The sequence below is a fragment of the Candidatus Bathyarchaeota archaeon genome, from assembly GCA_025059045.1.
Lineage (GTDB): Archaea > Thermoproteota > Bathyarchaeia > Bathyarchaeales > DTEX01 > JANXEA01.
Map to the genome: position 1 here is coordinate 67,893 of JANXEA010000002.1, position 19,339 is coordinate 87,231.

The window sequence follows — 19,339 nt, forward strand, 5'->3', positions numbered from 1 at the left end:
AGAAAATTGAGAACCATAGTTTTTCTTGATGTGCAAACTAAATCAGAGCGTAGATATCTCCATTCTCCTCAATCTTCAGCTCTATCTTTCTTAAGGGATGTTTGGGCATTCCAAGCTGAGGTTTGCCTGTTTTAGGGTCATAGATGCCGTCATGTAGTGTGCACCAGATTTTTCCCGTGTAGCGGTTCCACTCAACCTCGGCTTGAAGATGTGTGCATAAGGCATCATAAGCCACAAATCCTTCCTCTAGATGGATTAGTATGCCAGGCCTCTCGGTTCCCTTTTCATCACCAACGGGGTATGAGAACTTTTTTGCCTCGCCAACAGGTATCCTTTTAGAGTTACCAATATATACCATTCTAACGATTTTCTCGGCCATTCATATCCCCACAATTCTTTGGGGCTTGAAGTATATTAACCTTGACGTGGTTGCCTGCGATTAAAGGTATTCTATGCCAGAATGCGGCATATGTGAGGAGGCAATGAAAACTTAAATCTCCATTCTCAGATACTAAGAAATGGGTGCGTTCATGTCTAATGTATTGGATGTTAATGCTGAAGACTGGGAGATGGAGGTTCTAGCATCTAGCATCCTGACGGTCGTTGACTTCTGGCATGAGAGGTGCCCGTGGTGTATTAGGTTGAATCCAATCTTTGAGGAGGTTGCAGAAAAGTACGGGGACAGGGTAAAGTTTGTGAGGTTCAATGTTCTTAAGAATCCTAATAATAGAGAGGTTGCGATAAGAAACGGCGTCTTAGGTACGCCTACGATCGCTTTTTACTGCGATGGGAAATATCTGGGTTCGGTGGTCGGCTTTTTATCAAAGACCGATCTTGAACATGCTGTCGAGGATTTTATGAGACGTTACAGAGAATGTGTCAAGCAGAGTACAGGGCTTAAGTGATAAGAGGCCTCGACGAATCTTTCATCTTAGAAGAGATGAGGTACCGGTATGCTGAGAGCGCTGCTTTGCAGCCCTCGCCAGCCGCTATAATTATCTGCTTTTCTGGAACGCTTGTCACGTCTCCTGCTGCGAAGAGTCCAGGGTAGCTTGTTTCACATGCACAGTTTACGATTATTTCTCCCCACTTGTTCTTCTCGACGAAATCAATCATTCCAGAGTTGGGCGCGGATCCGATCTCGATGAAGACTCCTTGAACTGGTAAAATGGATGTTACTCCTCCTCTTTCAACTTTAATCCCATTTACCGTTCTATCGCCTGTGATCTCAAGAACTCTCGTACCAAGCCAAACCTCAACCTTCCCCGTTGCTAGGGCCCTTTCAACTAGTATGGGATCGGCTTTGAGTTGAGGCATAACCTCGATTAGGTATATCTTACTTGCGATCCTTGTCAGTTGTAGGGTTGCTTCTAGGCCAGAGTTTCCTCCGCCGACTACGGCTACGTCCATATTCTCGAAGAGCGGCGCGTCACACGTTGCACAGTATGTTACCCCCCTATTTCTAAGCTCCCTCTCCCCCGGGACATTGAGCTCCCTTGGTCTCCTACCAGTTGCAACGATAACTGTTCTGCTCCTATACTCGGAACGGTCCGTCTTGACAAGGAACATGCCGTTCAGAGGCTTGACCGATTTAACTTCCTCCATCTTCAGTTCGAAGCTGTAACGGTTCAGATGCTCGTAGAACTTTGCCGCAAGTTCCTCCCCGGTTATGTATTGGAAGCCAGTGTAGTTCTCAACCCCGGATGAATAGGTGACCTGACCGCCAACATTCAGGGTTAGCACAACGAAGTTCATCCTCTTCCTGGCTGCGTATATGGCTGCGGTTATCCCTGCTGGGCCTGCGCCAACAATCACGAGATCATAGACTCCGTTAGAACCGCTCATACTGCTTCACCCACATCTTATAGCATATTTTGCTTAAGCCTTTTTATAAGATCTATGACCCTCTGTTTTATTTCGTCCCTTATCTTCCTAGCCTCTCCAAGCGTCATCCTCGCAGGGTCAGGGATATTCCACTCCTCGATGTGCTTAGCATAGACTATCGGGCATAGAGCGCCACTACAAACTATGACAGCAACATCAGCATTTTCTTGGAGTTTTCTTGTAATGAGCTTCGGCTTCTTGCGGCTTATATTTATCCCATCCTCAAGCATAAGCTTAACCGCATTGGGATGAACTTTATCCGCTGGTTGAATACCTGCGCTTACAGCTCTCCAGCCTTCAGGCGCATACTTATTGAAGTAGGCTTCAGCGATCTGGCTCCTGAAACTGTTCTCTACGCAGACAAATAAGACGGTTTTCAACCAACTCAACCTCATAAGATAAGGTCCTTTAATTATTTTGAACTCTGAATAAAATAAGGATTGATTATATAGTTTTTATAGGTTTATTTGGTAGGTGTGGCTAAGCCGCCGCACTGAGATTTGAGATGGTCGCGTATTTTTCCTTAAGATGTAGAGGATGAGGCTGCTGACCGCGTTTTCTTGAAAACTGGTAACGCGAGGGAAATGCTTATTAAAAAAGGTTTATTGAGAATGCTGATCTAAGATGTTCGAGTGGTTGGGGCCATTTGGAAATGCGCTGATCCTATTAGTAACGCTCTTTATTCTTGATCGTTCAAGCGACTTAGCCGTTGAAAACGCCGTCAGGGTTGCAGATATTACTGGTCTGGGAAAAACTGTTGTAGGTTTTATCTTGGTTGCTATGACTACGACGCTGCCTGAACTAAGCGTGTCAGTTCTTGTTGCGGTTGGGTTGGAGGATGTTGGTGTAGCTGTTGGGAATGCTCTAGGCTCGAATATAGTTAACATATGCCTTATTTTAGGCTTGACTTTTCTAATAGTCTCCCTGATAAGGAAAAGAGGGGCACATTTAGAGGTTAAAGAGGAGGTGGAAACCCTTTACTTCGGGCTTTTCATGGCCTCAATGGTTCCTCTAATCCTGATCTACGTGGGGTATGTGAGCAGGATAGTAGGCTGTTCTCTCATAGCGCTCTTCATATATAACCTATACAGGGTCTCAAGGAAGAGGAGAATCGAGAACGCGGATGCTCAGGATGGAAGGGATGATAAACTTGCTCGCCACGTCCTCTTAACCATAATTGGTGTGTTTATTCTAATTGTAAGCGCATCCATATTTGTGAATTCAGCCTCATACATTGCAGAGTATATGGGGATCCCAAAAGTGGTTATTGGCGCCACAATAGTTGCCTTTGGAACAAGCCTGCCAGAGTTTGCAAACAGTTTAAAATCGTCTCTTAAGGGGCATGCGGAGCTGGCTTTAGGAAATATTGTCGGGTCATGCTTCATGAACGTAACCCTCATCTTGGGAACGGCTTTGATAGGCCAGAATTTCAGGGTAAATATGGCTGCCTTCACTGGCTTAGCTGTTTATGCGCTTATATCCTGCTTATTACTATGGTATTTCATCTCGAGTAAAAGAATAAGCTGGAAGGAGGGGGCGATCCTCCTCTCCTTATACCTGATCTTCTTGGTCGAGATCCTTGGAGGATACAGAGAATAAGATTGATGACAATAGAACCTATCGTATATCATGCGCTTAAAGGTTGCCAACCTTTTGGCAAGATGTTTGTTGAAGCCAGTATTAGTGACTAAGCTTCTTAAATTGTTCTCCGTAAATGTGAGATAGGATTGTTCAATTTCCCCTGAGATGCTTAAACATCACTTCCACGGAGCTGATGATAGTGTTATTTGCGCCTAATGATCATCCTTCCCAGTCTAAAAGTCTCTTTTCGCCCTCTATCCTCTTTATATCCTTGGTTACTTCCATTGTTCCCAGATATCCGTCGTCCTTATCCCTGACTGCAAAATATCTTATATGTATTAGGCGACCGTGAGATTGGATCCATAATTCCGCAACATCCTTCTCGCCCTTTTTGAAGGCTTCCAATATCCTGTTGACTATGTGGATGCTTTTTTGTGGGTGGCAAAGCTGCACCCTTCTGCCGATGATTGATTTTGTTCTCACTAATATACGTTTGTCAGCTTTGTTAAAGTATTGTACAGCATCATCCTTATCAACAAAAGTTATGTCGAATGGTAAAGTGTTCAGGATGGCATCAATCTCCTCTTCCGTCAACGATCCAGTCTCAAACTGTAGCAGGTCTTCCCTTCCAGTCTGCCTCTCAACAACTACTCTCGGGGTGGGCGCCGCAGTCTTAGATATTAAATGCTTTGGAGTGAAGCAGCAGTAACCGATTTCATCGAAGTCAGCCATCATAGTAGACCATTCCTGCTCATTTGTAATGACACGTAGGGCCGTGGGAAAAAGAATAGTATTCTCCTTGAATATGTGGCTTTCGAGCAAATTGCTTATGGTACTAGCCAGTTCCATGAGCCGCTTCTTAAATTCTGGAAAACTAATGCTTTCAGAGTTTTCAACAAGTTCCTTAAGCCGCCTCTTCTTCTCCCTAAGCTGATTGTGCTCTATCCACATTATCGCGGGCGGTTCGTTTACTCCATGCCTCTCTAAAGCTGGGAAAAGGGAGTTCTCCTCTCTTAAATAGTGTTTTTCAGCGTCTAAAAGATCTTCTATAATTTGTCCCAGTTGTGTTAACTCTTCTCTAGCGGCTTCAAAGTTTTCAAGGACTTACAACATCTCAGCCGATGATTTGAGATTTCTTGTAATTTTCTGAAGCATCATATGTTCCTCAATGAGTATGCCGATGGGACTTTCTGGAATAGCATCAAGCTTCTGCTTTTCCAATTGCTCCCTAAAGACTTCTAAATGCAGATCGCAAAGCTTCTGTATATCCTCCCTAGATAAACCCTCGCTTACAATCTCCTGCTCTATTTTAGCAATCTCGAGTGGACTAACACTCTCAAGAAATTGCATAAACCTATCCTTAACTTGGTTTGGGGGCACTCCGGCATGTATTAGCCCAATAATCTCTTTAAGAGCCTTTTTACGGTCTTCCTCAGTTAATCTTCCCCTCATTATTCCTACCATTAAATCCCGAACGTCTGGAATCTTTCCTTCATCAACCGATTATTGATCGCTAAAGAATTTAATGGGCTGCCAATTAATTTGGTTTTTTCTTATTATGCCTGAACCCATACCGTAGAATTCGAGAAATTGCAAAGTTTCGTTGCAATTTTGGGTTAATTGCTTTCTAACCATGGCAGGTTTGGATGCTTTAACTATGCTGTAATTATTTGGTTGATGTTAAGGTTTAGGACTATCTCTGCTATGTCGCTTGCGTACTCAGCAGTTCTCCGTATACTCTCCATTATCATCCTCATGTTAGAAATATCGGTCTGCTTGACCTTGGATTGGGCCTCCCTTATTATTTTACTCTCTATTAGCGATATTGTTTTTGCTTTAGAGATTACTTGGTCGGCCATGAAATAGTCTCTCTTAAAGAGTGATTTTATCGCGTCCTCGAAAACCGTTTTTGCGAAGATGCTTACTTCCATAATTTTCTGGAAGATCTCTTCATTTGGTTCTTCCTCGAGGAGTAATACATTTCCAGCTATACTTGCTGCATGATCCGCGATTCTTTCAACCGATTTTACTATAACTCTGTAGCCGAGGCAGTCCCGCGGGCTGGAGAGTCCGATATCCCTGAGGATCTTCTCGTCTTGAGCAGCTGCCTTCAATTGTCGTATCACGTAAAGGTTAAACCTGTCTACTTCGTCGTCTAGCTGGACGACTTCTTGTGCAAGATTTCTATCCAAGCTCCTTAACGCCTTTATTGCGTCTTCATGCATGGATGCGGCTATCAGGCACATGCGTCTCAAAGCGCTTTCAACAGAGATCTCTGGATAGCCTATCAGTATTTGCATTTTAATTTCGTTCGGGGTCTCCGAAATTATTTCTGTGCCAACTAATTTTTTACGAACTAAATCCTTTATTGCGTTTCTTTGCGCTGCGCTTATCCGTTCATCCTTGGCCAGCACCCTTATCGAGCTATATCCGACTAGGTATAATGATATGATCTGCCTTGTTATTATGTCTGGGTCATCACTCTCCGAGATCTTTAGGGTTGCCTCAAAATTCTTTGTCTCGGTCTTCGCCACTTCTTTAGGTGTTAAGATTAGTGAGCCATTTTTTTGTGAGACGATTATCTGGCTTCCGGCGTTTAATCCATGCGAAGTTACCCATTTCTTTGGAAGGGAAATAATGTACGTGGATTTTCCAGTAAATTGTATTTTTCTTATCTCTTCAGCTGATTGATCCATCATATTTAATGATCCCATCTATATAGTCAATCTATCACTATATTATCTAATCAGGAAACCTATAAGTTTTTTCTGACATAAATATAGTGCCCGAGGTGAAATAAATGAGCAAGGGTAAGTATAGAGGTGTTTCCAATGTTGTTTCAATAGGCGCGATGATTATATTTTTGATAGTCGGGCTAATCGCTGGATACTATATAGGCGCCAGTACAACGGCCACGCCGCAAGAACTTCTGGAGGATAGTGCTTGGCGGACATCCAAAATAACTCTCTCAGGGTCAACCACAGTTCTACCAATAGCCAATGCCTGCGCAATAGTGTTCATGAACAAGTATAACGCTACCACGATCACTGTGCAAGGCGGAGGAAGTGGAGTCGGCTATAGCAATGTTATAGACGGGGTTGTGGATATAGGAATGGCTTCAAGGGAGCCGAAGAAAACAGAGATAGACAATGCCAGAAACAAGAGTGTTGACCTCTGGTTGCATCCCATAGCATTAGACGCCGTCTGCGTTGTCGTTCACCCCTCAGTTAGCAGTTCTCTGAATCTGACATTGCAGGAGGTGGGCAAAATATTCGCGGGCATATACACCTATTGGGACGAAGTTAGACCTGGACTGCCCCACAAAGAAATAGTCGTTGTCGTCAGGGAACCCGGTTCAGGCACAAGAGGCACTTTTGAGGAATATACAATGCAGCCATGGAAATATAATGTGACGGCAAAGGCAAGTGTGCAGCCAAGCAACCCGGCGGTTAGGAATAAGGTTGAGACTACACCGTATTCTATAGGTTACGTGAGCTATGGTTTTCTAAGCCAGCAAATGGTCCCCGTTGCTTTAGCAAAGGAATATGGAAAACCTTATGTATACCCAACAATTGAATCTATCGCAAGTGGTGAGTTTCCGATTTCACGATACCTATACTTTGTAACGAATGGTCAACCGCCAAGCGGGTCTCTGGCAGACAGGTTCATAGACTTCGTAAAAAGTAGTGAGGGACAGCGAATAGTTGAGGAATGTGGATACCTAATGCTGCCCTACCTGTACCCTAGACTCTAGGCGATATACAATGCTGGAAGTTAAAAAGCCTATAATAAACCGTATTTTTTTAAAGTATTTTAGAAAAGAGCCTGCCGAGATTATCTCGTTTTTCTGCGCGTCTTTTTCAATCATCATCCTATTATTGATGCTGATCTTCATAGCCAAAGAAGGCTTTCAAGCTTTTTCAACTTTCGGTTTAGACTTCATAATAGGGCAGAGGTGGGAAACAAATGAGCATTTATTTGGAGCCTTTCCCCTAATCTACGGCTCTATAATGGTTGTGTCAGGCGCTCTTGCATTAGCTATCCCGATAGGTGTTGCCACCGCAATATTCATATCTGAGGTCTTACCCTTCTCGATAAGAGACATAATAAAATCAATTATTGAGCTGCTTGCCTCCATCCCCTCAATAATTTATGGGTTCATAGGCCTAGTATACTTGGTTCCGAGAATAGCATTAGTCTTCGGAATCTCATCTGGCACCGTCGCCTTAACAGCTTCAATCTTATTGTCCATTATGATAGTACCAACGATCATATCCGTTTCAGGTGAGATATTATCCGCTGTTCCAAAGGAGTATAAGGAGGCTGCGTTAGCTCTAGGTGCAACAAGATGGCAAATGATAAGGAGCGTTGTTATTCCACTAGCTAAGTCAGGTATCCTCGCAAGCATCATGCTAGGCTTTGGAAGGGCGATTGGCGAGACGGTCGCCGTGTTGATGGTTGCTGGCAACGTGGCGATGGTTCCGACGCCTCCGTGGAATTTCCTGTCGCCAGTATACCCTTTGACAGCAGTCATAGCGATGCAGATGGGCGAAGCCGCTGTCGGAAGCCTAGAATATAGCGCATTATTCGGCCTAGGATTAATCTTGTTCATAGTGGCGTTTATCGTGAACACCGCAGCTGATCTGATCATAAAAAAGGAGATAAGGAGTGGGGGTCGTAGAAAATGAGAAGATTGTATAAGGAAAACGTGATTTTTGCGGCTCTTGGGATCCCGACTGTTATTTGCTTAGCTGCATTCTTCATGATTCTCCTCATTCTTTTAAGCGGTATTGGAACACTCAGGTTAGATCTCTTAACAACCAGTGCGCTGAGAGGCGGATTATTCGAAATGATCGTGGGAACCGTCTACCTACTCTTAGGTGCAATGGGGATTGCCGCTCCCATTGGAATTCTAGCCGCCATATATCTCGCTGAATATGCTCCCCGCGGGAACCTGACACGAATGATCGATCAATCCATCAACAATCTGGCTGGGGTGCCATCTATAGTTATAGGACTTTTTGGTTACACAGTCTTTTGCAGGCAATTGGGGTTGGGTATTTCACTTGCAGCTGGATGGTTGACATTAACTTTAATGATGCTTCCGATAATCATTAGGGGGACGGAGGAATCTATGAGGATGGTGCCTGAAACCTTTAAGGAAGCCGCCTTGGCGTTAGGGGCGACCAAGTGGAGTGCAATATGCTCGATGAAGGTCTCAACAGCTGCGCCTGGCATAATTACAAGCGTGTTATTAGGCATCGTTAGGGTTGCAGGAGAGACTGCGGCGATATTATTTACAGCATGCGTCATAATTACAAGAGGCCTGCCTAAATCGCCCTTAGAGCCTGTGATGGCGCTAGCGTATAATCTCTTCGTGAAAATTGCGGCTTTAGGCGAGCCGCCTGAGAAAGTATTTGGAATCGCATTAATATTATTCTTCATAGTTATCTTATTTGCTGCGGCCGCGATAGTTCTAAGGGTTTACTATAGGAGAAGACAACCATGGCTAAGATAGACATCAGGAAACTCAATGTTTGGTTTAGAGACCTTCATGTTCTAAAGGACATAGACCTGCAAATAAAGGAGAATGCGGTGACGGCGATTATGGGCCCCTCAGGATGTGGGAAAACCACTTTGATAAGGGCTATAAATAGAATGAATGAATTAATCGGCGGATGCCATACAAGCGGAGAGGTATACATAGACGGCAAGAACATTTATGATGAAGATACGAATGTGTATGAGTTGCGAAGAAAGGTTGGGATGGTTTTTCAGAAACCAAACCCCTTTCCAAAGTCTATCCGCGAAAATGTGGCATTTGGGCTCAAGATTCATAAAACTGTAAGCCATAATGATATGGATAAAGTGATAGAGGAAAGCCTTAGAGAGGCCGCGCTCTGGGAGGAAGTTAAGGATAGGTTGGATGATGATGCCTTCAGCCTGTCTGGCGGTCAGCAGCAGAGGCTCTGCATCGCAAGAGCATTGGCGGTGAAACCTGAGATTATACTTATGGATGAGCCCTGCAGCGCCCTTGACCCTATTGCCACGGCGAAGATAGAGGCCTTAATCAGGCAGCTAAGTGAGAAGTACACAGTCGTTATAGTTACGCATAATTTGCAGCAGGCTGCTAGGGTCTCTGATTATGCGGCTTTTATGTATTTGGGTCAGGTGATAGAATATGATGAGACTCGACGAATATTTGAGAATCCGAAGAACGAGTTGACTGAGAAGTATATTACTGGAGAATTTGGTTGAGGTGTAAAATTGTGAGTAGGATTATTGATGCCGGCCTTGAAGAGCTTTCGGCTACACTTCACAAGATGGGAAAACTTGCATATCGTATCGTCTCAATGTCCTTGACGGAGTGTCTTGAGGGTGAAGACCTACACGAGGAGGTCCGCGAAATGTCTGATATGCTTGTTGCTATGGCTGATGATGTTGAAGACAAAGCGTTTGAGCTCATCGCGAGGTTTCAGCCAGTGGCCTCGGATTTGAGAACAATAAAATCCTACATGAAAATAGCCTACGACTTCGCCCGTTTTGGAAGGTATGCGCTCGACATATCCTACACGAACAAGCGGCTGGAAGGTGTGAAGAGCTGCGAGAAATGGGTGAACTTGCATATTCATGAGATGGGTGAGAGAACGCTGGAGATGATAAGATTAAGTGCTGACGCTCTTAGGAGCCATGACCCCAAACTTGCTGAGAAAATATCTGAGAAGGAAAATGAGGTGGACAACCTGTATTTTGATTTTCTTAATAAGTTGATGGAAGAGAAGGACGCCGCGATCAGGTGTGTGGTTTCAAGCGTCCTAATAGTTAGATATCTAGAACGGATAGCAGATCATGCAACTTACATCTGCGAATCGATAATTTACATCGCAACAGGGAGGAAGGTTGTTTTAAGATGATCTCTCGTAACAAATCCGGTTTTCGGATTGTAGGGAGGTGAAGATTGTTGGAGAAGAGAAGCTACTCTTGGTTTGAGAAGCAACGCAAGACCAGGGCGCTGGAACTGGCAGAGAGACAGATAGTGAAGGCTCTTGACACGGTGACGCAGTTGCAGAAGGCTGTCCAGAGTCTAACAGTTGGAGCCAAGGAGGAAGCGGACCAAAATATAGAGCGTCTATTCAAGACCGAAGAAGAAGTTGACAACTTGAGGAGAGAGATCTTCAAAGAGATGTCAAAGCATATCGCATTGTATGCGGATTACCGCGAAGACATCTTGCACCTCGTCAAAAGGCTGGATACCTTCGCAGATTTTGTAAAGGACGCTGCGAGGTGTCTGAGGGTTCTTCAGGATACGCAGGTGCCGCGAGAGATAATTCAGAGTATCTTGCAAATGACCTCGACATTAGCTGAGTGCACATCAGCCCTTCGAGCAAGCATAGAGAACGTCTTGTCCGCCAGGGATGAAGCTTTGAAATATGCATCGAAGGTTGAGGAGATCGAAGACGAGATAGATAAGGAATACTTGGCGATAAAAAAGATGCTCATAACCTATGGGGGGCAAGTGAACGTCGGGGCCTCTATAATCGTTGACGACCTTATAGAATTTATAGAGCAAGCGGCGGATATGTGCGCGGACACCGCGGATTATATTGTTATACTCTCAAGTGGATAATGAAAATGAAATAAGCAACCATTCGGCAATAACAACGATAAATGCTTCTCTCAGCAATTGCTTATCATCTTACTTGATTCCGAGCACAATTTCTCTTTTTCTAAGAAATTAATACTGTATTATGGATTTCACAAGCTTAATTGGTGGAAGAATAGGTGATATTCCTCTAGGCGAGAGCGTTAAGGGTATCTACTTGTGGATGGCGTATACGCGTTTCTTTGGGCTGTTCCGTTGACTTTAACCCTTTTGCTTATTCTTATCGTTCTTCACATGTATCGGCAGGATGGGAATAAGCAGAAGTTGATGTTCATTATAAGTTTGGGATTCGCCTTTGTTGGCGGTGTCCACTCAATGTTGAAGTCCGCTGGTTTTTCAACCTTCTTGGAGAGATCCTATCAGTGGTCGTTTATGCCTATCACATTTGCTATTTTATTGGCAAGTTTATCCACCCTTTTAAAGATGAAGAGTTTTGATAAGCCGTTCAGATGGTTTCTAGGTGTTGCAGGCTTGTCTGCAGTTATGTTGGCGTCGCCGTTCTCGCTTGGAGCCGAGTATGAAATGCTGTATCTCGTCTTGATCTACACGTTGGCCTTACTCGCATTTCTGATATTGCTCTTCCTTGTGGTGAGAAGACGGGATCTAATAGCCTTCCTTTTTCTGCTGACGCTTCTATCCTACATGCTCACTGGGATCTCGGTTGGGATGGGCTGGGCTGAGGAATTAACGATTGTCTTCGCGTCCTATGGGCATGTGCCGATGGGCTTAGTATTCGTGGTTAGCAAACACTTCGGAAGCAGCCTCGCGTCCTTAATGGTTGTTCAAAAAGAGCTTGAGGAGACTAGGAGAAAATTAGATGCTGCGCAGGAGAAACTTTTGAAGGCTGAAAGGTTAGCGGCAATAGGCGAATTGGCATGCATGGTTGGACATGATCTGCGGAACCCCTTAACCAGTATGGCTGCCGCTGCGCATTACATAAACGCCAAAGCCTCTTCTAAGCTTAGTGGGAGGGAAAGAGAGATGCTTGGGATAATACTTGAGGGTGTGAAACGTGCCGACAAGATCATCAACGACCTATTGGACTATTCGCGGGAAGTCGTCATTGTGCCGAGGCAGGCGGAGCTGAGGCAGATAATAATGGAGGCTCTACGTTTAGCCAGGGTTCCTGAAAAGGTTGATGTCGAAATCTCTATGGAGAATCTGCCGAGTGTGACGGTTGATGCTGAAAAGATGCGAAGGGTCTTCCTGAACCTAATGCAGAACGCTATAGACGCTATGCCGAATGGTGGAACCCTGAGAATCCGAGGCAAGAAAATTGGAGAAGAAATTCAAGTAGCCTTTGAGGATAGTGGAGTAGGCATGTCAAAGGAGATCCAAGAGAAGATCTGGTCACCCCTATTCACGACAAAAGCCCAAGGCATGGGTCTAGGGCTCCCAATATGTAAACGCTTCATAGAAGCGCATGGCGGAAGAATCTCAGTGAAAAGCAAACCTGGAAAGGGAACAACCTTCACGATACGGATTCCATTAAAACCTTTGGTAAGGAAGTCAAGTCCTCCAATAGCCTTTCCCATCATCTATGATTAAGGGTGGGCTTGGGAATAGACCCACTTCTGTTGGATAAAATTCGGCAAAACTTCTCCTTTAACCATTAGGACTATTAGGAGTGGCTGAAAGAAGTTTTGAAAATGCTATTTTACATAATTTATTACATCTCTTCTTCTAGGTTTTGGCGGCGGGTTCTCATCCTTGTATCCTAGGGATATTGTGCATATATGCTCATATCCTTCTGGGATCCCTAATTCTCTTTTAAGCCTCTGTCCCTTCTCTGATGCAAAAATTAATTCGGTTATTGCCATTACATGTGAGCCTAGGCCGAGGGATTCTGCGGAAATCATTATGTTCTCTGCGGCTGCCGCGCAGTCAAACTCGACAAACCTGGCCGACTTATCGGCTGTGATTAGTATCACTGTTGGAGCGCACCCGAAGGGATTGAAGCTGGGATCCTTGGCTCTGTCAACCAAAAATTCTACTCCTGAATTTAGCATGTTCCCCCTCAAAATGTCAATCATCTGGGCAAGGATGCTTCTGTTCTGTATAACTGTGAAATGCCACTTTTGCTGGTTTCTAGCATTAGGCGCATGAATGGCGCACTCTAATATCTCATCTAATATCTTGTCAGGTATTTGTTCAGTCCTAAACCTTCTGATGCTCCTCCTACTCTTGATGGCTCTAATAGTCTCATTCATAAACATCACCGCCTACTCATATGCGCTGATTTAAGATTTAAAACAGATTTATATGGAGAGTGCTCCAGCCGAATTCATCCTTTCCGACTTGTGGTTTACCTCGGTAAGTGCTTGCATCCATTCAGATCTATGTGAGATTAGCAATAGTCTAGGATCAGTCAATAGTGATTTAGAAGTAATGGATGTCGAACTCAGCCTCTGGAAGAAGTCTAGTGCGTCTATGGTCGTGATTGAGGTCTTATTTGCCAGTATGATGGGTCTAGTGTAATCATCTATTTTTGGATGCAATGTATGTTAACGTTTTTGCTATTTCTTCCTTTGAGATTAACCATTTTAGCTGAACGTTTTCTTCATATATGTAGATGAGTGGAACTTTGTATTTTTGCGCTAGTTCATAGTATGCTATGGTCGCGGGCTTGGTGGCTGAGGTGCAATCCATTATAACATTGAACTGTTTTATGAGGCTGATTAGCTGCTGTTCAATTTTCTCTTTGACAGCGTCGACATCTATAATTTCCTCCCTATAGCATAGTATCCAATTGTAGGGTAGTTTCAAGTCTTTCCACTCGTTGAGGGCTTCCGGAGATGTTACGACATAAATAAAATCTGGCCTTAAGCCCTCTTTTGCAAGCAGCCTAATTGCTACTGCTGGTTCCGGTTCCTCTCTCGCCTCTCTTCTTCCAAGAAGCCCGAGATACACTACTGGCACCTTTGTTTCCGGTTGATAGAGGAAACATAGCGGTGTCCTATAAGTTAGGCGATATGTTCCTTTCACCTCTTTCTCGATTACTCCAAATCTCTCAAGCCTATTCAGGTGGTGGTATAATACTGATCCCTTCACACCCGACGTTGCTTCTATCTCTGAGAACCTTGCTACTCCTCCTCTCCTAGCGATTGCCTCTGCAATTTTTCTACTGTTATCTTGTGAGAAGGCCCACTCATAATTTGGTGTTTCCTTGCATTCGGTGAGCATATGGTGTCCTCCACTCTTATTCATTTTAATAGTGTTCAACTCTATTTAAATAGAATTTCACTCGAGCAAAATTAGAATAATAATTTCTCATTTCCTAATGTTGGTGGTGTACATGATTTACAAGCATTTCTCTCCTGAGATGCGCAGTGGACCGCCCCCGATGACCAAAATTCCATTTTTTGAGGGGGCTATCATTAATGTTTTGCATCCAATATTTATAGAGCTTAAAAAGGGAGGCTTGCTTGAAAAGAGAATTAATTTTTTATTTATAATGATTAAAAATATTATTTGGGGCTGACAGGTTTTTGGATGAACTTGACGTCGTAAGAGTCTCTGCGCTACTTCATGATATTGGAAAGCTTGAATGCTGGGCTAATAGGAGACCTTGGTCTGAGCATGTTGAATACACATATAGGTTTGTGAAGGCCTGCTTTGGCGAGGAGATTGCGCTTCATGCGAAAAGGCATCATAGTGGGCCATCATATGCGGATGAATGTCTGCCAAAGGATGACGTAGAAAGAATAGTTTGTTTGGCTGACAATATTTCCTCCGGCGCAGATAGGCGGGATCAGCCCTCCAAGGGACCCTTTATACCGTCTCCGCCAGTGAAATTGACTCATACCCTTGCAGGGAATATTATCAGGAAGAGTACTGAGGCATCTCATTTGGCGTACTTGTCTCAGATGCTTCTTCGCAGCTTAGTTGATGCTGGCCGGAATTTTTCTGAAGACTCAAAGAGGGCGTATTCTAGGGTTTTCAACATATTGAAGGTTTCGGATCTTCGTTTCATTCCGGCAGATACTAGGGATGGGGTGAATGATGTTTCGCTTTGGAACCATTTGAAGCTGGCGGCGGCATTCGCGACATGCATATATCTTTCCGGAGGCTGGAGAGGGGACGATCCAAGTAGGTATGAATTCGCCCTCCTAAGCGGCGATGCTGACAGAATTTCCAATTTTATAAATGAGTCTCTACGCCTGCCTGATCTGAACGCTAGGAGCAGACTGATAATCAATGCAACCCTCAGGGCCAAGGAATCTCTGAGTGAAGTCTTGGGGCCTGAATGCGTCCTCTACGCGTCTGGAGGAAGTTTTCTTGCAATATCCCCGCCTGGTCTGGCTGAGAAGGCGCTAAATGTCGCCGAGGAAAGTTTTGTAGAGTCTGTTAACGGTCTTCTTTCAATCACCACTTGTTTCATCATTAGTAGTGGGGACAGACTCATGGATGCCTATGGTCAAGTGTGGAGGGAGGCGATTCAGAAGATGCGGCGGGAGAAAGGAACTCGACTACTCATTCCAAGGGTTGAATTGCAGGAGGATGTGGAGCCCTGCGATGTTTGTCGGATGCGGCCTGGAATGATGGAGGATAAGTTGAAGCTCCTGCCCATAGATGCTGCGCCGAGATTTGAGAGGCTCTGTGTTTCATGCTGGGGTCTTAGGGAGATGGGTAAGGGTGTTGAGCTTGAAAAACTGAAGGATGAGAGGAACCTTGTTGGGTGCATAAAAGCTGACGGTGACGGTGTCGGGAGATTGCTTGAAGGCGAAAAATTTGCTGAGAAGGGGAGGGCGTGCACTCCTTCAAGAATCTCAACTCTAAGCGATCTGATTCATGGGGTATTTGAGGAAAGATTCATAGATGTTCTTGAGAAGTTTGGCGGTGAACCCGTGTACATGGGAGGAGACGACCTATTAGCGTTTACGCCGGGTAATGCAGCCCTGGAATTCGCGAAGGAGGCGTACTCTGTTTTTAGACGGGAGATGGCGGGAGAATGCACGTTATCGGCAGGGGTTGCCATATTCGATTACAAGCTGCCTGTTTATGTTGGCGTTGAGGCTGCTGGATACTTGCTATCAAAGGCGAAGAGTGAGGGTAAAAATAAGATCGCATACGCTGCTATTGGCGGCGCTGGGGTGACATCAACTGAGCTGAGAATGGTTAAATCTTGGAGTTGGGACGCGCTGGATAAGATACTTGACATCGCCAATTTCATGCGTGCTAGCAGTATTTCATCCTCTCAACTTAGACGGGTAGCAGAGGCTGCGGCGAGTCGTAGAGGAAGTGGTGAGGGGCGTGTAAGAGCTGAGGTTCTAACCAAATATCTGGTGGGTAGAGAGTATCTGAGCTGGAGTGATGGAGAAAAGATCCTAAAGTATCTCGAGACAGACCTGTTGGCCGAAGCATATTTCGTTTACAACCTATTTAAAGGTAGTTTGGAGGATGTCGGAAGAAAAAATTTTTAAGGCTGAAGGTGAGGATCTCGCAAAGGTCTCGGTTAATTCTGGGATGGGCGCTAAGCAATTGCAGACAGTATACCGGCTTATAAAGACTAAGCCACTGCCATATGTGCAGGCGTACATCAAAAGGCAGATCGGCAGGGATGTCAAAGGGTTTGAAGGGTTCTCCAAGATGCTTGATCTCGTAGAAAAGTATGAGGAGGACAGGAGCTCGCTTGAGAAGGTTTTTATGTACGCTGTGATGCTGTACGACTACATTGAGAAGGAGCCAATACTAGGATTAAAGGCTATTGCTGAACCTGTCATCCGAAGGATTGTTGAGAGGAGGGGGGCTGAGCTGCAGGAAGTGAAGATGTCACTACGTGGCAAAAGCCTTGAGTTGAACGTTAAGATAAGCCGGTTCAATGAAAATCCGAAACTTTTGGCTTTGGAGATCCAGAACTCTCTGAAGAGCAGCCCTGAATTCTCCAGTTTGGATTTGAGAGTTTGGATTGATCAAAGATAATGGAGGTGAGAGATATGGTGTTTGAAAGGTTGGAGAGGAGAATCATAATCTCGGGGGAGATAGAAGCGGTGACTCCGATTCACATAGGGTCGGGAAAGCCTGAAGTTGATATCGGCGAAGTTGAATTACCAGTCCTGACTTCTCCAGATGGAAAGCCGTATATTCCAGGGTCTTCTTTGAAGGGCAGAGTGAGAAGCGAAGCTGAAAGGATAGCGCGTAAGAAGGGCATCGAGGTTTGTAGGCCGCCAGATGTGCGGGAGATGTGCGGCTCAAAGAAGAAGGACATCAAAGAGTTCTGCATTTGCTGCAGAATATTTGGGACAGCTGGGAAAATCTCCTGCGCAAGCAAAGTGAAGTTTAGGGATGCATACCCAATAGATAAAATTGATATACTATTAGAGAGGACTGGTATTGCCATAGATAGAGGAACCGGCACTGTGGCGAGTGGTGCACTCTACTCTATACAGGCGGTGCCCGCAGGTGCTAGATTCAGTTTGGAAATTGTTGCCGAGAACATTACCGATGATGAGCTTAAACTTTTTAAGGCTGCTTTGAAGTCTGTTGAGGACTCTGCTTTAGGCGGATCTTCGACACGAGGTTTTGGTAAGGTTAGGATAAAGATTAAGAGCGTTAAGGAGAGGACTGCTGGTTACTATCTTGGGGAGGAGGAAGAGAGGGAGATTAAGGGTGAGGAGCTGAGCAACTGGCTTCTTTCAAACTAGAGGCATAACAGATGAGTGTATTCTGCTATAAAATACGTGGTGTTCTGAGGGCTGTTACACCGCTTCACATAGGCTCTGGTTTGAGGACCGGTGTCATTAAGCGTTGCCGTGGTTATCTCCCGGGAGCGGTTCTCCGCGGAGCTGTTGGCACAGCTTTGATAAAGAGTGTTTGCAAACTTGATAGGCCTCTGATTAATCATGAGGATTGTGAGCACTTTGAAGACTGCCTCTATGCCCAGTTGTTTGGAGAGGAGTTCGGTAAGACTTCAAAGGTATTCTTCCGCTACTCTTATCCGCAGCATTTGATTTGTAATGGGGTCTTTGAGCCTAGCCCTATGACGCTCTTTAGGTGCATTAGTCCTCAGTGCAGGAGGGTTTTCGACGATTTCATTGCTCCAGATGTCTGTAAGTGCGGCGCATCAGTTAAGCCCTATAGGGGCTTTAAGTGTTCTGGATGCGGAGAACTTGATGATGAACCGGTTAAGATTGGCAGGTTAACTTTGACTGCCGTCGACCGAGAAAAGGTTTCAGCGGCGCAGATCAGGGTGTCTGATGCCGAAGCCGCTGGCACACTTCACACCCTTGAGGTTATAGAGTTTGGAAGCCGTTTCAGCTTTGAGATTGTTGTTCACAGGGATCTGGGCGGTGCTCTAAGCATTCTTAGGAACGTATTGGAGAGGGCTCTGCCAGATGAGGGGATTGGGGGGTCAAAGTCTAGGGGGCTTGGAAAGGTTGTCGTCGAGGATTTGAGGGTTGAGCATGTCGATACATCTTCTCTGGAGAGTTGGGCTGATGAATTTGCGGCGGACCGCTTTAGAGTCAGGCTTCTCTCCCCCCTATTGCTTGATGGCGGATCTCTTGACGGGGCATCACTGCTTGAGGCTGCGCGTAGGGCTTATTCATGGGCCTTCAGTGAGGGTAAGCCTAAGCTTCCCGACGTAAACCTGAGAAGATGGGTTGTGAGGGGCGAACTCTTCAGCGGATGGTCACTGAAGTTTAATAGGATGAGGCGTGTTGAACCAGCTGTCTCCGCAGGCTCAGTCTACGAGTTTGAATGTGACGTTAAGAGCAGAGAGTTGGCGCTAAGCCTAGCTGCGCTAGAGCATTATGCAATAGGAGCATATAAGCCTCATGGATGCGGACAGATAAGAATCGGGAAAGGCTGAAATATGCGACCTTGTAGGGGGTGATTGAGAAGTCATATAAGGTCTTCATCTTTTGCATTGGTTAAATTGCCCGCTATTTACAACGCCATCTGAATCTCGCCAGTCGATGAAAGCAGGGGATGCCGATGACCTTCGATGATCCTTAAAAACATTTTCGCAGTTACAAGATAATCGGAAAGCACCTCCAAAACAGTCAAAAATAAGAAGCGGATTGGACAGAAAGAAAAATAATAGGGTCGGATTCAATGACTCTAAAAAAGAAGAGAAGACTGAAACGACTAGGCGACTCCCAGTTCTTCGCCTCCTCTATGCTTCGATTCAATGACTCTAAAAAAGAAGAGAAGACTGAAACCAAACACCGCTCGACGAAGAAAAACTCAGCGACAAGCAGATTCAATGAC

Annotated in this window: 22 protein-coding genes and 1 pseudogene; 14 read left to right on the forward strand and 9 right to left on the reverse strand. The window is 45.0% G+C overall.

Annotated features, from left to right (window positions below; translation table 11 throughout):
* Positions 1-37: 37 nt before the first annotated feature.
* Positions 38-379, reverse strand: coding sequence for a Rieske (2Fe-2S) protein (locus NZ952_00295; protein ID MCS7119641.1), 342 nt, complete (start codon positions 377-379; stop codon positions 38-40).
* A gap of 151 nt (positions 380-530) precedes the next feature.
* Between NZ952_00295 and NZ952_00300 the strand changes: the two genes are divergently transcribed.
* Positions 531-905, forward strand: coding sequence for a thioredoxin family protein (locus NZ952_00300; protein ID MCS7119642.1), 375 nt, complete (start codon positions 531-533; stop codon positions 903-905).
* Here NZ952_00300 and NZ952_00305 read toward each other — a convergent pair.
* A complete protein-coding gene (locus NZ952_00305; GenBank protein ID MCS7119643.1) occupies positions 898-1,845 on the reverse strand; it encodes an FAD-dependent oxidoreductase in 948 nt (315 codons plus the stop codon). The genes NZ952_00300 and NZ952_00305 overlap by 8 nt on opposite strands.
* A gap of 17 nt (positions 1,846-1,862) precedes the next feature.
* Complete coding sequence (locus tag NZ952_00310; GenBank protein ID MCS7119644.1) at positions 1,863-2,264, reverse strand: arsenate reductase ArsC; 402 nt, start codon at positions 2,262-2,264, stop codon at positions 1,863-1,865.
* Between the two features lie 244 nt (positions 2,265-2,508).
* Here NZ952_00310 and NZ952_00315 point away from each other — a divergent pair, with 244 nt between their 5' ends.
* Positions 2,509-3,483: a sodium:calcium antiporter gene (locus tag NZ952_00315; GenBank protein ID MCS7119645.1), complete on the forward strand. Its 975-nt coding sequence runs from the start codon at positions 2,509-2,511 to the stop codon at positions 3,481-3,483.
* A gap of 201 nt (positions 3,484-3,684) precedes the next feature.
* On the opposite strand, the gene NZ952_00320 is transcribed toward NZ952_00315, so the two are convergent.
* The 4 genes and pseudogenes from NZ952_00320 to NZ952_00335 form a co-directional block, all read right to left on the reverse strand.
* The gene (locus NZ952_00320; protein MCS7119646.1) at positions 3,685-4,197 is read right to left on the reverse strand and encodes a PAS domain-containing protein; all 513 of its coding nucleotides are present in this window, start codon (positions 4,195-4,197) and stop codon (positions 3,685-3,687) included.
* A 51-nt stretch (positions 4,198-4,248) separates the two neighbouring features.
* A pseudogene (locus NZ952_00325) lies at positions 4,249-4,536 on the reverse strand (hemerythrin domain-containing protein).
* A gap of 33 nt (positions 4,537-4,569) precedes the next feature.
* On the reverse strand, positions 4,570-4,917 hold the full coding sequence (locus tag NZ952_00330; protein MCS7119647.1) for a DUF438 domain-containing protein: 348 nt from the start codon (positions 4,915-4,917) through the stop codon (positions 4,570-4,572).
* A gap of 203 nt (positions 4,918-5,120) precedes the next feature.
* On the reverse strand, positions 5,121-6,164 hold the full coding sequence (locus NZ952_00335) for an AbrB/MazE/SpoVT family DNA-binding domain-containing protein (protein ID MCS7119648.1): 1,044 nt from the start codon (positions 6,162-6,164) through the stop codon (positions 5,121-5,123).
* Positions 6,165-6,265: 101 nt separating this feature from the next.
* Here NZ952_00335 and NZ952_00340 point away from each other — a divergent pair, with 101 nt between their 5' ends.
* The 7 genes from NZ952_00340 to NZ952_00370 all read left to right on the forward strand — a co-directional run bounded on the left by NZ952_00340 (position 6,266) and on the right by NZ952_00370 (position 12,676).
* Positions 6,266-7,219, forward strand: a complete 954-nt coding sequence (locus tag NZ952_00340; GenBank protein MCS7119649.1) for a phosphate ABC transporter substrate-binding protein — start codon at positions 6,266-6,268, stop codon at positions 7,217-7,219.
* A 10-nt stretch (positions 7,220-7,229) separates the two neighbouring features.
* Positions 7,230-8,153 carry a phosphate ABC transporter permease subunit PstC gene (pstC, locus tag NZ952_00345; GenBank protein ID MCS7119650.1) on the forward strand — a complete coding sequence of 308 codons (924 nt, stop codon included), beginning with the start codon at positions 7,230-7,232 and terminating at the stop codon, positions 8,151-8,153.
* Positions 8,150-8,983 carry a phosphate ABC transporter permease PstA gene (pstA, locus tag NZ952_00350; protein ID MCS7119651.1) on the forward strand — a complete coding sequence of 278 codons (834 nt, stop codon included), beginning with the start codon at positions 8,150-8,152 and terminating at the stop codon, positions 8,981-8,983. Before pstC ends, pstA begins: the two co-directional genes overlap by 4 nt.
* Positions 8,971-9,723, forward strand: a complete 753-nt coding sequence (gene pstB, locus NZ952_00355; GenBank protein MCS7119652.1) for a phosphate ABC transporter ATP-binding protein PstB — start codon at positions 8,971-8,973, stop codon at positions 9,721-9,723. The genes pstA and pstB overlap by 13 nt, the downstream gene beginning before the upstream one ends.
* A gap of 11 nt (positions 9,724-9,734) precedes the next feature.
* Positions 9,735-10,379: a phosphate signaling complex protein PhoU gene (phoU, locus tag NZ952_00360; protein MCS7119653.1), complete on the forward strand. Its 645-nt coding sequence runs from the start codon at positions 9,735-9,737 to the stop codon at positions 10,377-10,379.
* A gap of 47 nt (positions 10,380-10,426) precedes the next feature.
* Positions 10,427-11,092 (forward strand): DUF47 family protein, encoded by a 666-nt coding sequence (locus NZ952_00365; protein MCS7119654.1) that lies wholly within the window; start codon positions 10,427-10,429, stop codon positions 11,090-11,092.
* Positions 11,093-11,287: 195 nt separating this feature from the next.
* Entirely contained in the window at positions 11,288-12,676 is a 1,389-nt protein-coding gene (locus NZ952_00370) for an ATP-binding protein (protein MCS7119655.1), read from the forward strand.
* 104 nt (positions 12,677-12,780) lie between these two features.
* On the opposite strand, the gene NZ952_00375 is transcribed toward NZ952_00370, so the two are convergent.
* Both NZ952_00375 and NZ952_00380 read right to left on the reverse strand, forming a co-directional pair.
* Positions 12,781-13,338, reverse strand: a complete 558-nt coding sequence (locus NZ952_00375) for a nitroreductase family protein (GenBank protein ID MCS7119656.1) — start codon at positions 13,336-13,338, stop codon at positions 12,781-12,783.
* Positions 13,339-13,606: 268 nt separating this feature from the next.
* Complete coding sequence (locus NZ952_00380) at positions 13,607-14,311, reverse strand: type IV toxin-antitoxin system AbiEi family antitoxin domain-containing protein (protein ID MCS7119657.1); 705 nt, start codon at positions 14,309-14,311, stop codon at positions 13,607-13,609.
* Between the two features lie 112 nt (positions 14,312-14,423).
* Between NZ952_00380 and NZ952_00385 the strand changes: the two genes are divergently transcribed.
* Genes NZ952_00385 through NZ952_00405 form a run of 5 tightly spaced genes read left to right on the forward strand, consistent with a single transcriptional unit; the run spans position 14,424 to position 18,938 of the window.
* Entirely contained in the window at positions 14,424-14,609 is a 186-nt protein-coding gene (locus NZ952_00385; GenBank protein MCS7119658.1) for a hypothetical protein, read from the forward strand.
* Positions 14,610-14,616: 7 nt separating this feature from the next.
* Positions 14,617-16,551 carry an HD domain-containing protein gene (locus NZ952_00390; GenBank protein ID MCS7119659.1) on the forward strand — a complete coding sequence of 645 codons (1,935 nt, stop codon included), beginning with the start codon at positions 14,617-14,619 and terminating at the stop codon, positions 16,549-16,551.
* Positions 16,529-17,050 carry a hypothetical protein gene (locus NZ952_00395; GenBank protein ID MCS7119660.1) on the forward strand — a complete coding sequence of 174 codons (522 nt, stop codon included), beginning with the start codon at positions 16,529-16,531 and terminating at the stop codon, positions 17,048-17,050. Before NZ952_00390 ends, NZ952_00395 begins: the two co-directional genes overlap by 23 nt.
* Positions 17,051-17,064: 14 nt before the next feature.
* Entirely contained in the window at positions 17,065-17,772 is a 708-nt protein-coding gene (gene csx7 / locus NZ952_00400; protein MCS7119661.1) for a CRISPR-associated RAMP protein Csx7, read from the forward strand.
* A gap of 11 nt (positions 17,773-17,783) precedes the next feature.
* A complete protein-coding gene (locus tag NZ952_00405) occupies positions 17,784-18,938 on the forward strand; it encodes an RAMP superfamily CRISPR-associated protein (GenBank protein MCS7119662.1) in 1,155 nt (384 codons plus the stop codon).
* Positions 18,939-19,339 lie beyond the last annotated feature (401 nt).

What these genes read in the sequence shown, in the direction of transcription:
- NZ952_00295 (MCS7119641.1), bottom strand. Translation starts at nt 379, where the DNA reads ATGGCCGAGAAAATCGTTAGAATGGTATATATTGGTAACTCTAAAAGG.
- NZ952_00300 (MCS7119642.1), top strand. Translation starts at nt 531, where the DNA reads ATGTCTAATGTATTGGATGTTAATGCTGAAGACTGGGAGATGGAGGTT.
- NZ952_00305 (MCS7119643.1), bottom strand. Translation starts at nt 1,845, where the DNA reads ATGAGCGGTTCTAACGGAGTCTATGATCTCGTGATTGTTGGCGCAGGC.
- NZ952_00315 (MCS7119645.1), top strand. Translation starts at nt 2,509, where the DNA reads ATGTTCGAGTGGTTGGGGCCATTTGGAAATGCGCTGATCCTATTAGTA.
- NZ952_00320 (MCS7119646.1), bottom strand. Translation starts at nt 4,197, where the DNA reads ATGGCTGACTTCGATGAAATCGGTTACTGCTGCTTCACTCCAAAGCAT.
- NZ952_00330 (MCS7119647.1), bottom strand. Translation starts at nt 4,917, where the DNA reads ATGAGGGGAAGATTAACTGAGGAAGACCGTAAAAAGGCTCTTAAAGAG.
- NZ952_00335 (MCS7119648.1), bottom strand. Translation starts at nt 6,164, where the DNA reads ATGATGGATCAATCAGCTGAAGAGATAAGAAAAATACAATTTACTGGA.
- NZ952_00340 (MCS7119649.1), top strand. Translation starts at nt 6,266, where the DNA reads ATGAGCAAGGGTAAGTATAGAGGTGTTTCCAATGTTGTTTCAATAGGC.
- pstC (MCS7119650.1), top strand. Translation starts at nt 7,230, where the DNA reads ATGCTGGAAGTTAAAAAGCCTATAATAAACCGTATTTTTTTAAAGTAT.
- pstA (MCS7119651.1), top strand. Translation starts at nt 8,150, where the DNA reads ATGAGAAGATTGTATAAGGAAAACGTGATTTTTGCGGCTCTTGGGATC.
- pstB (MCS7119652.1), top strand. Translation starts at nt 8,971, where the DNA reads ATGGCTAAGATAGACATCAGGAAACTCAATGTTTGGTTTAGAGACCTT.
- NZ952_00375 (MCS7119656.1), bottom strand. Translation starts at nt 13,338, where the DNA reads ATGAATGAGACTATTAGAGCCATCAAGAGTAGGAGGAGCATCAGAAGG.
- NZ952_00380 (MCS7119657.1), bottom strand. Translation starts at nt 14,311, where the DNA reads ATGCTCACCGAATGCAAGGAAACACCAAATTATGAGTGGGCCTTCTCA.
- NZ952_00385 (MCS7119658.1), top strand. Translation starts at nt 14,424, where the DNA reads ATGATTTACAAGCATTTCTCTCCTGAGATGCGCAGTGGACCGCCCCCG.
- NZ952_00395 (MCS7119660.1), top strand. Translation starts at nt 16,529, where the DNA reads ATGTCGGAAGAAAAAATTTTTAAGGCTGAAGGTGAGGATCTCGCAAAG.
- csx7 (MCS7119661.1), top strand. Translation starts at nt 17,065, where the DNA reads ATGGTGTTTGAAAGGTTGGAGAGGAGAATCATAATCTCGGGGGAGATA.
- NZ952_00405 (MCS7119662.1), top strand. Translation starts at nt 17,784, where the DNA reads ATGAGTGTATTCTGCTATAAAATACGTGGTGTTCTGAGGGCTGTTACA.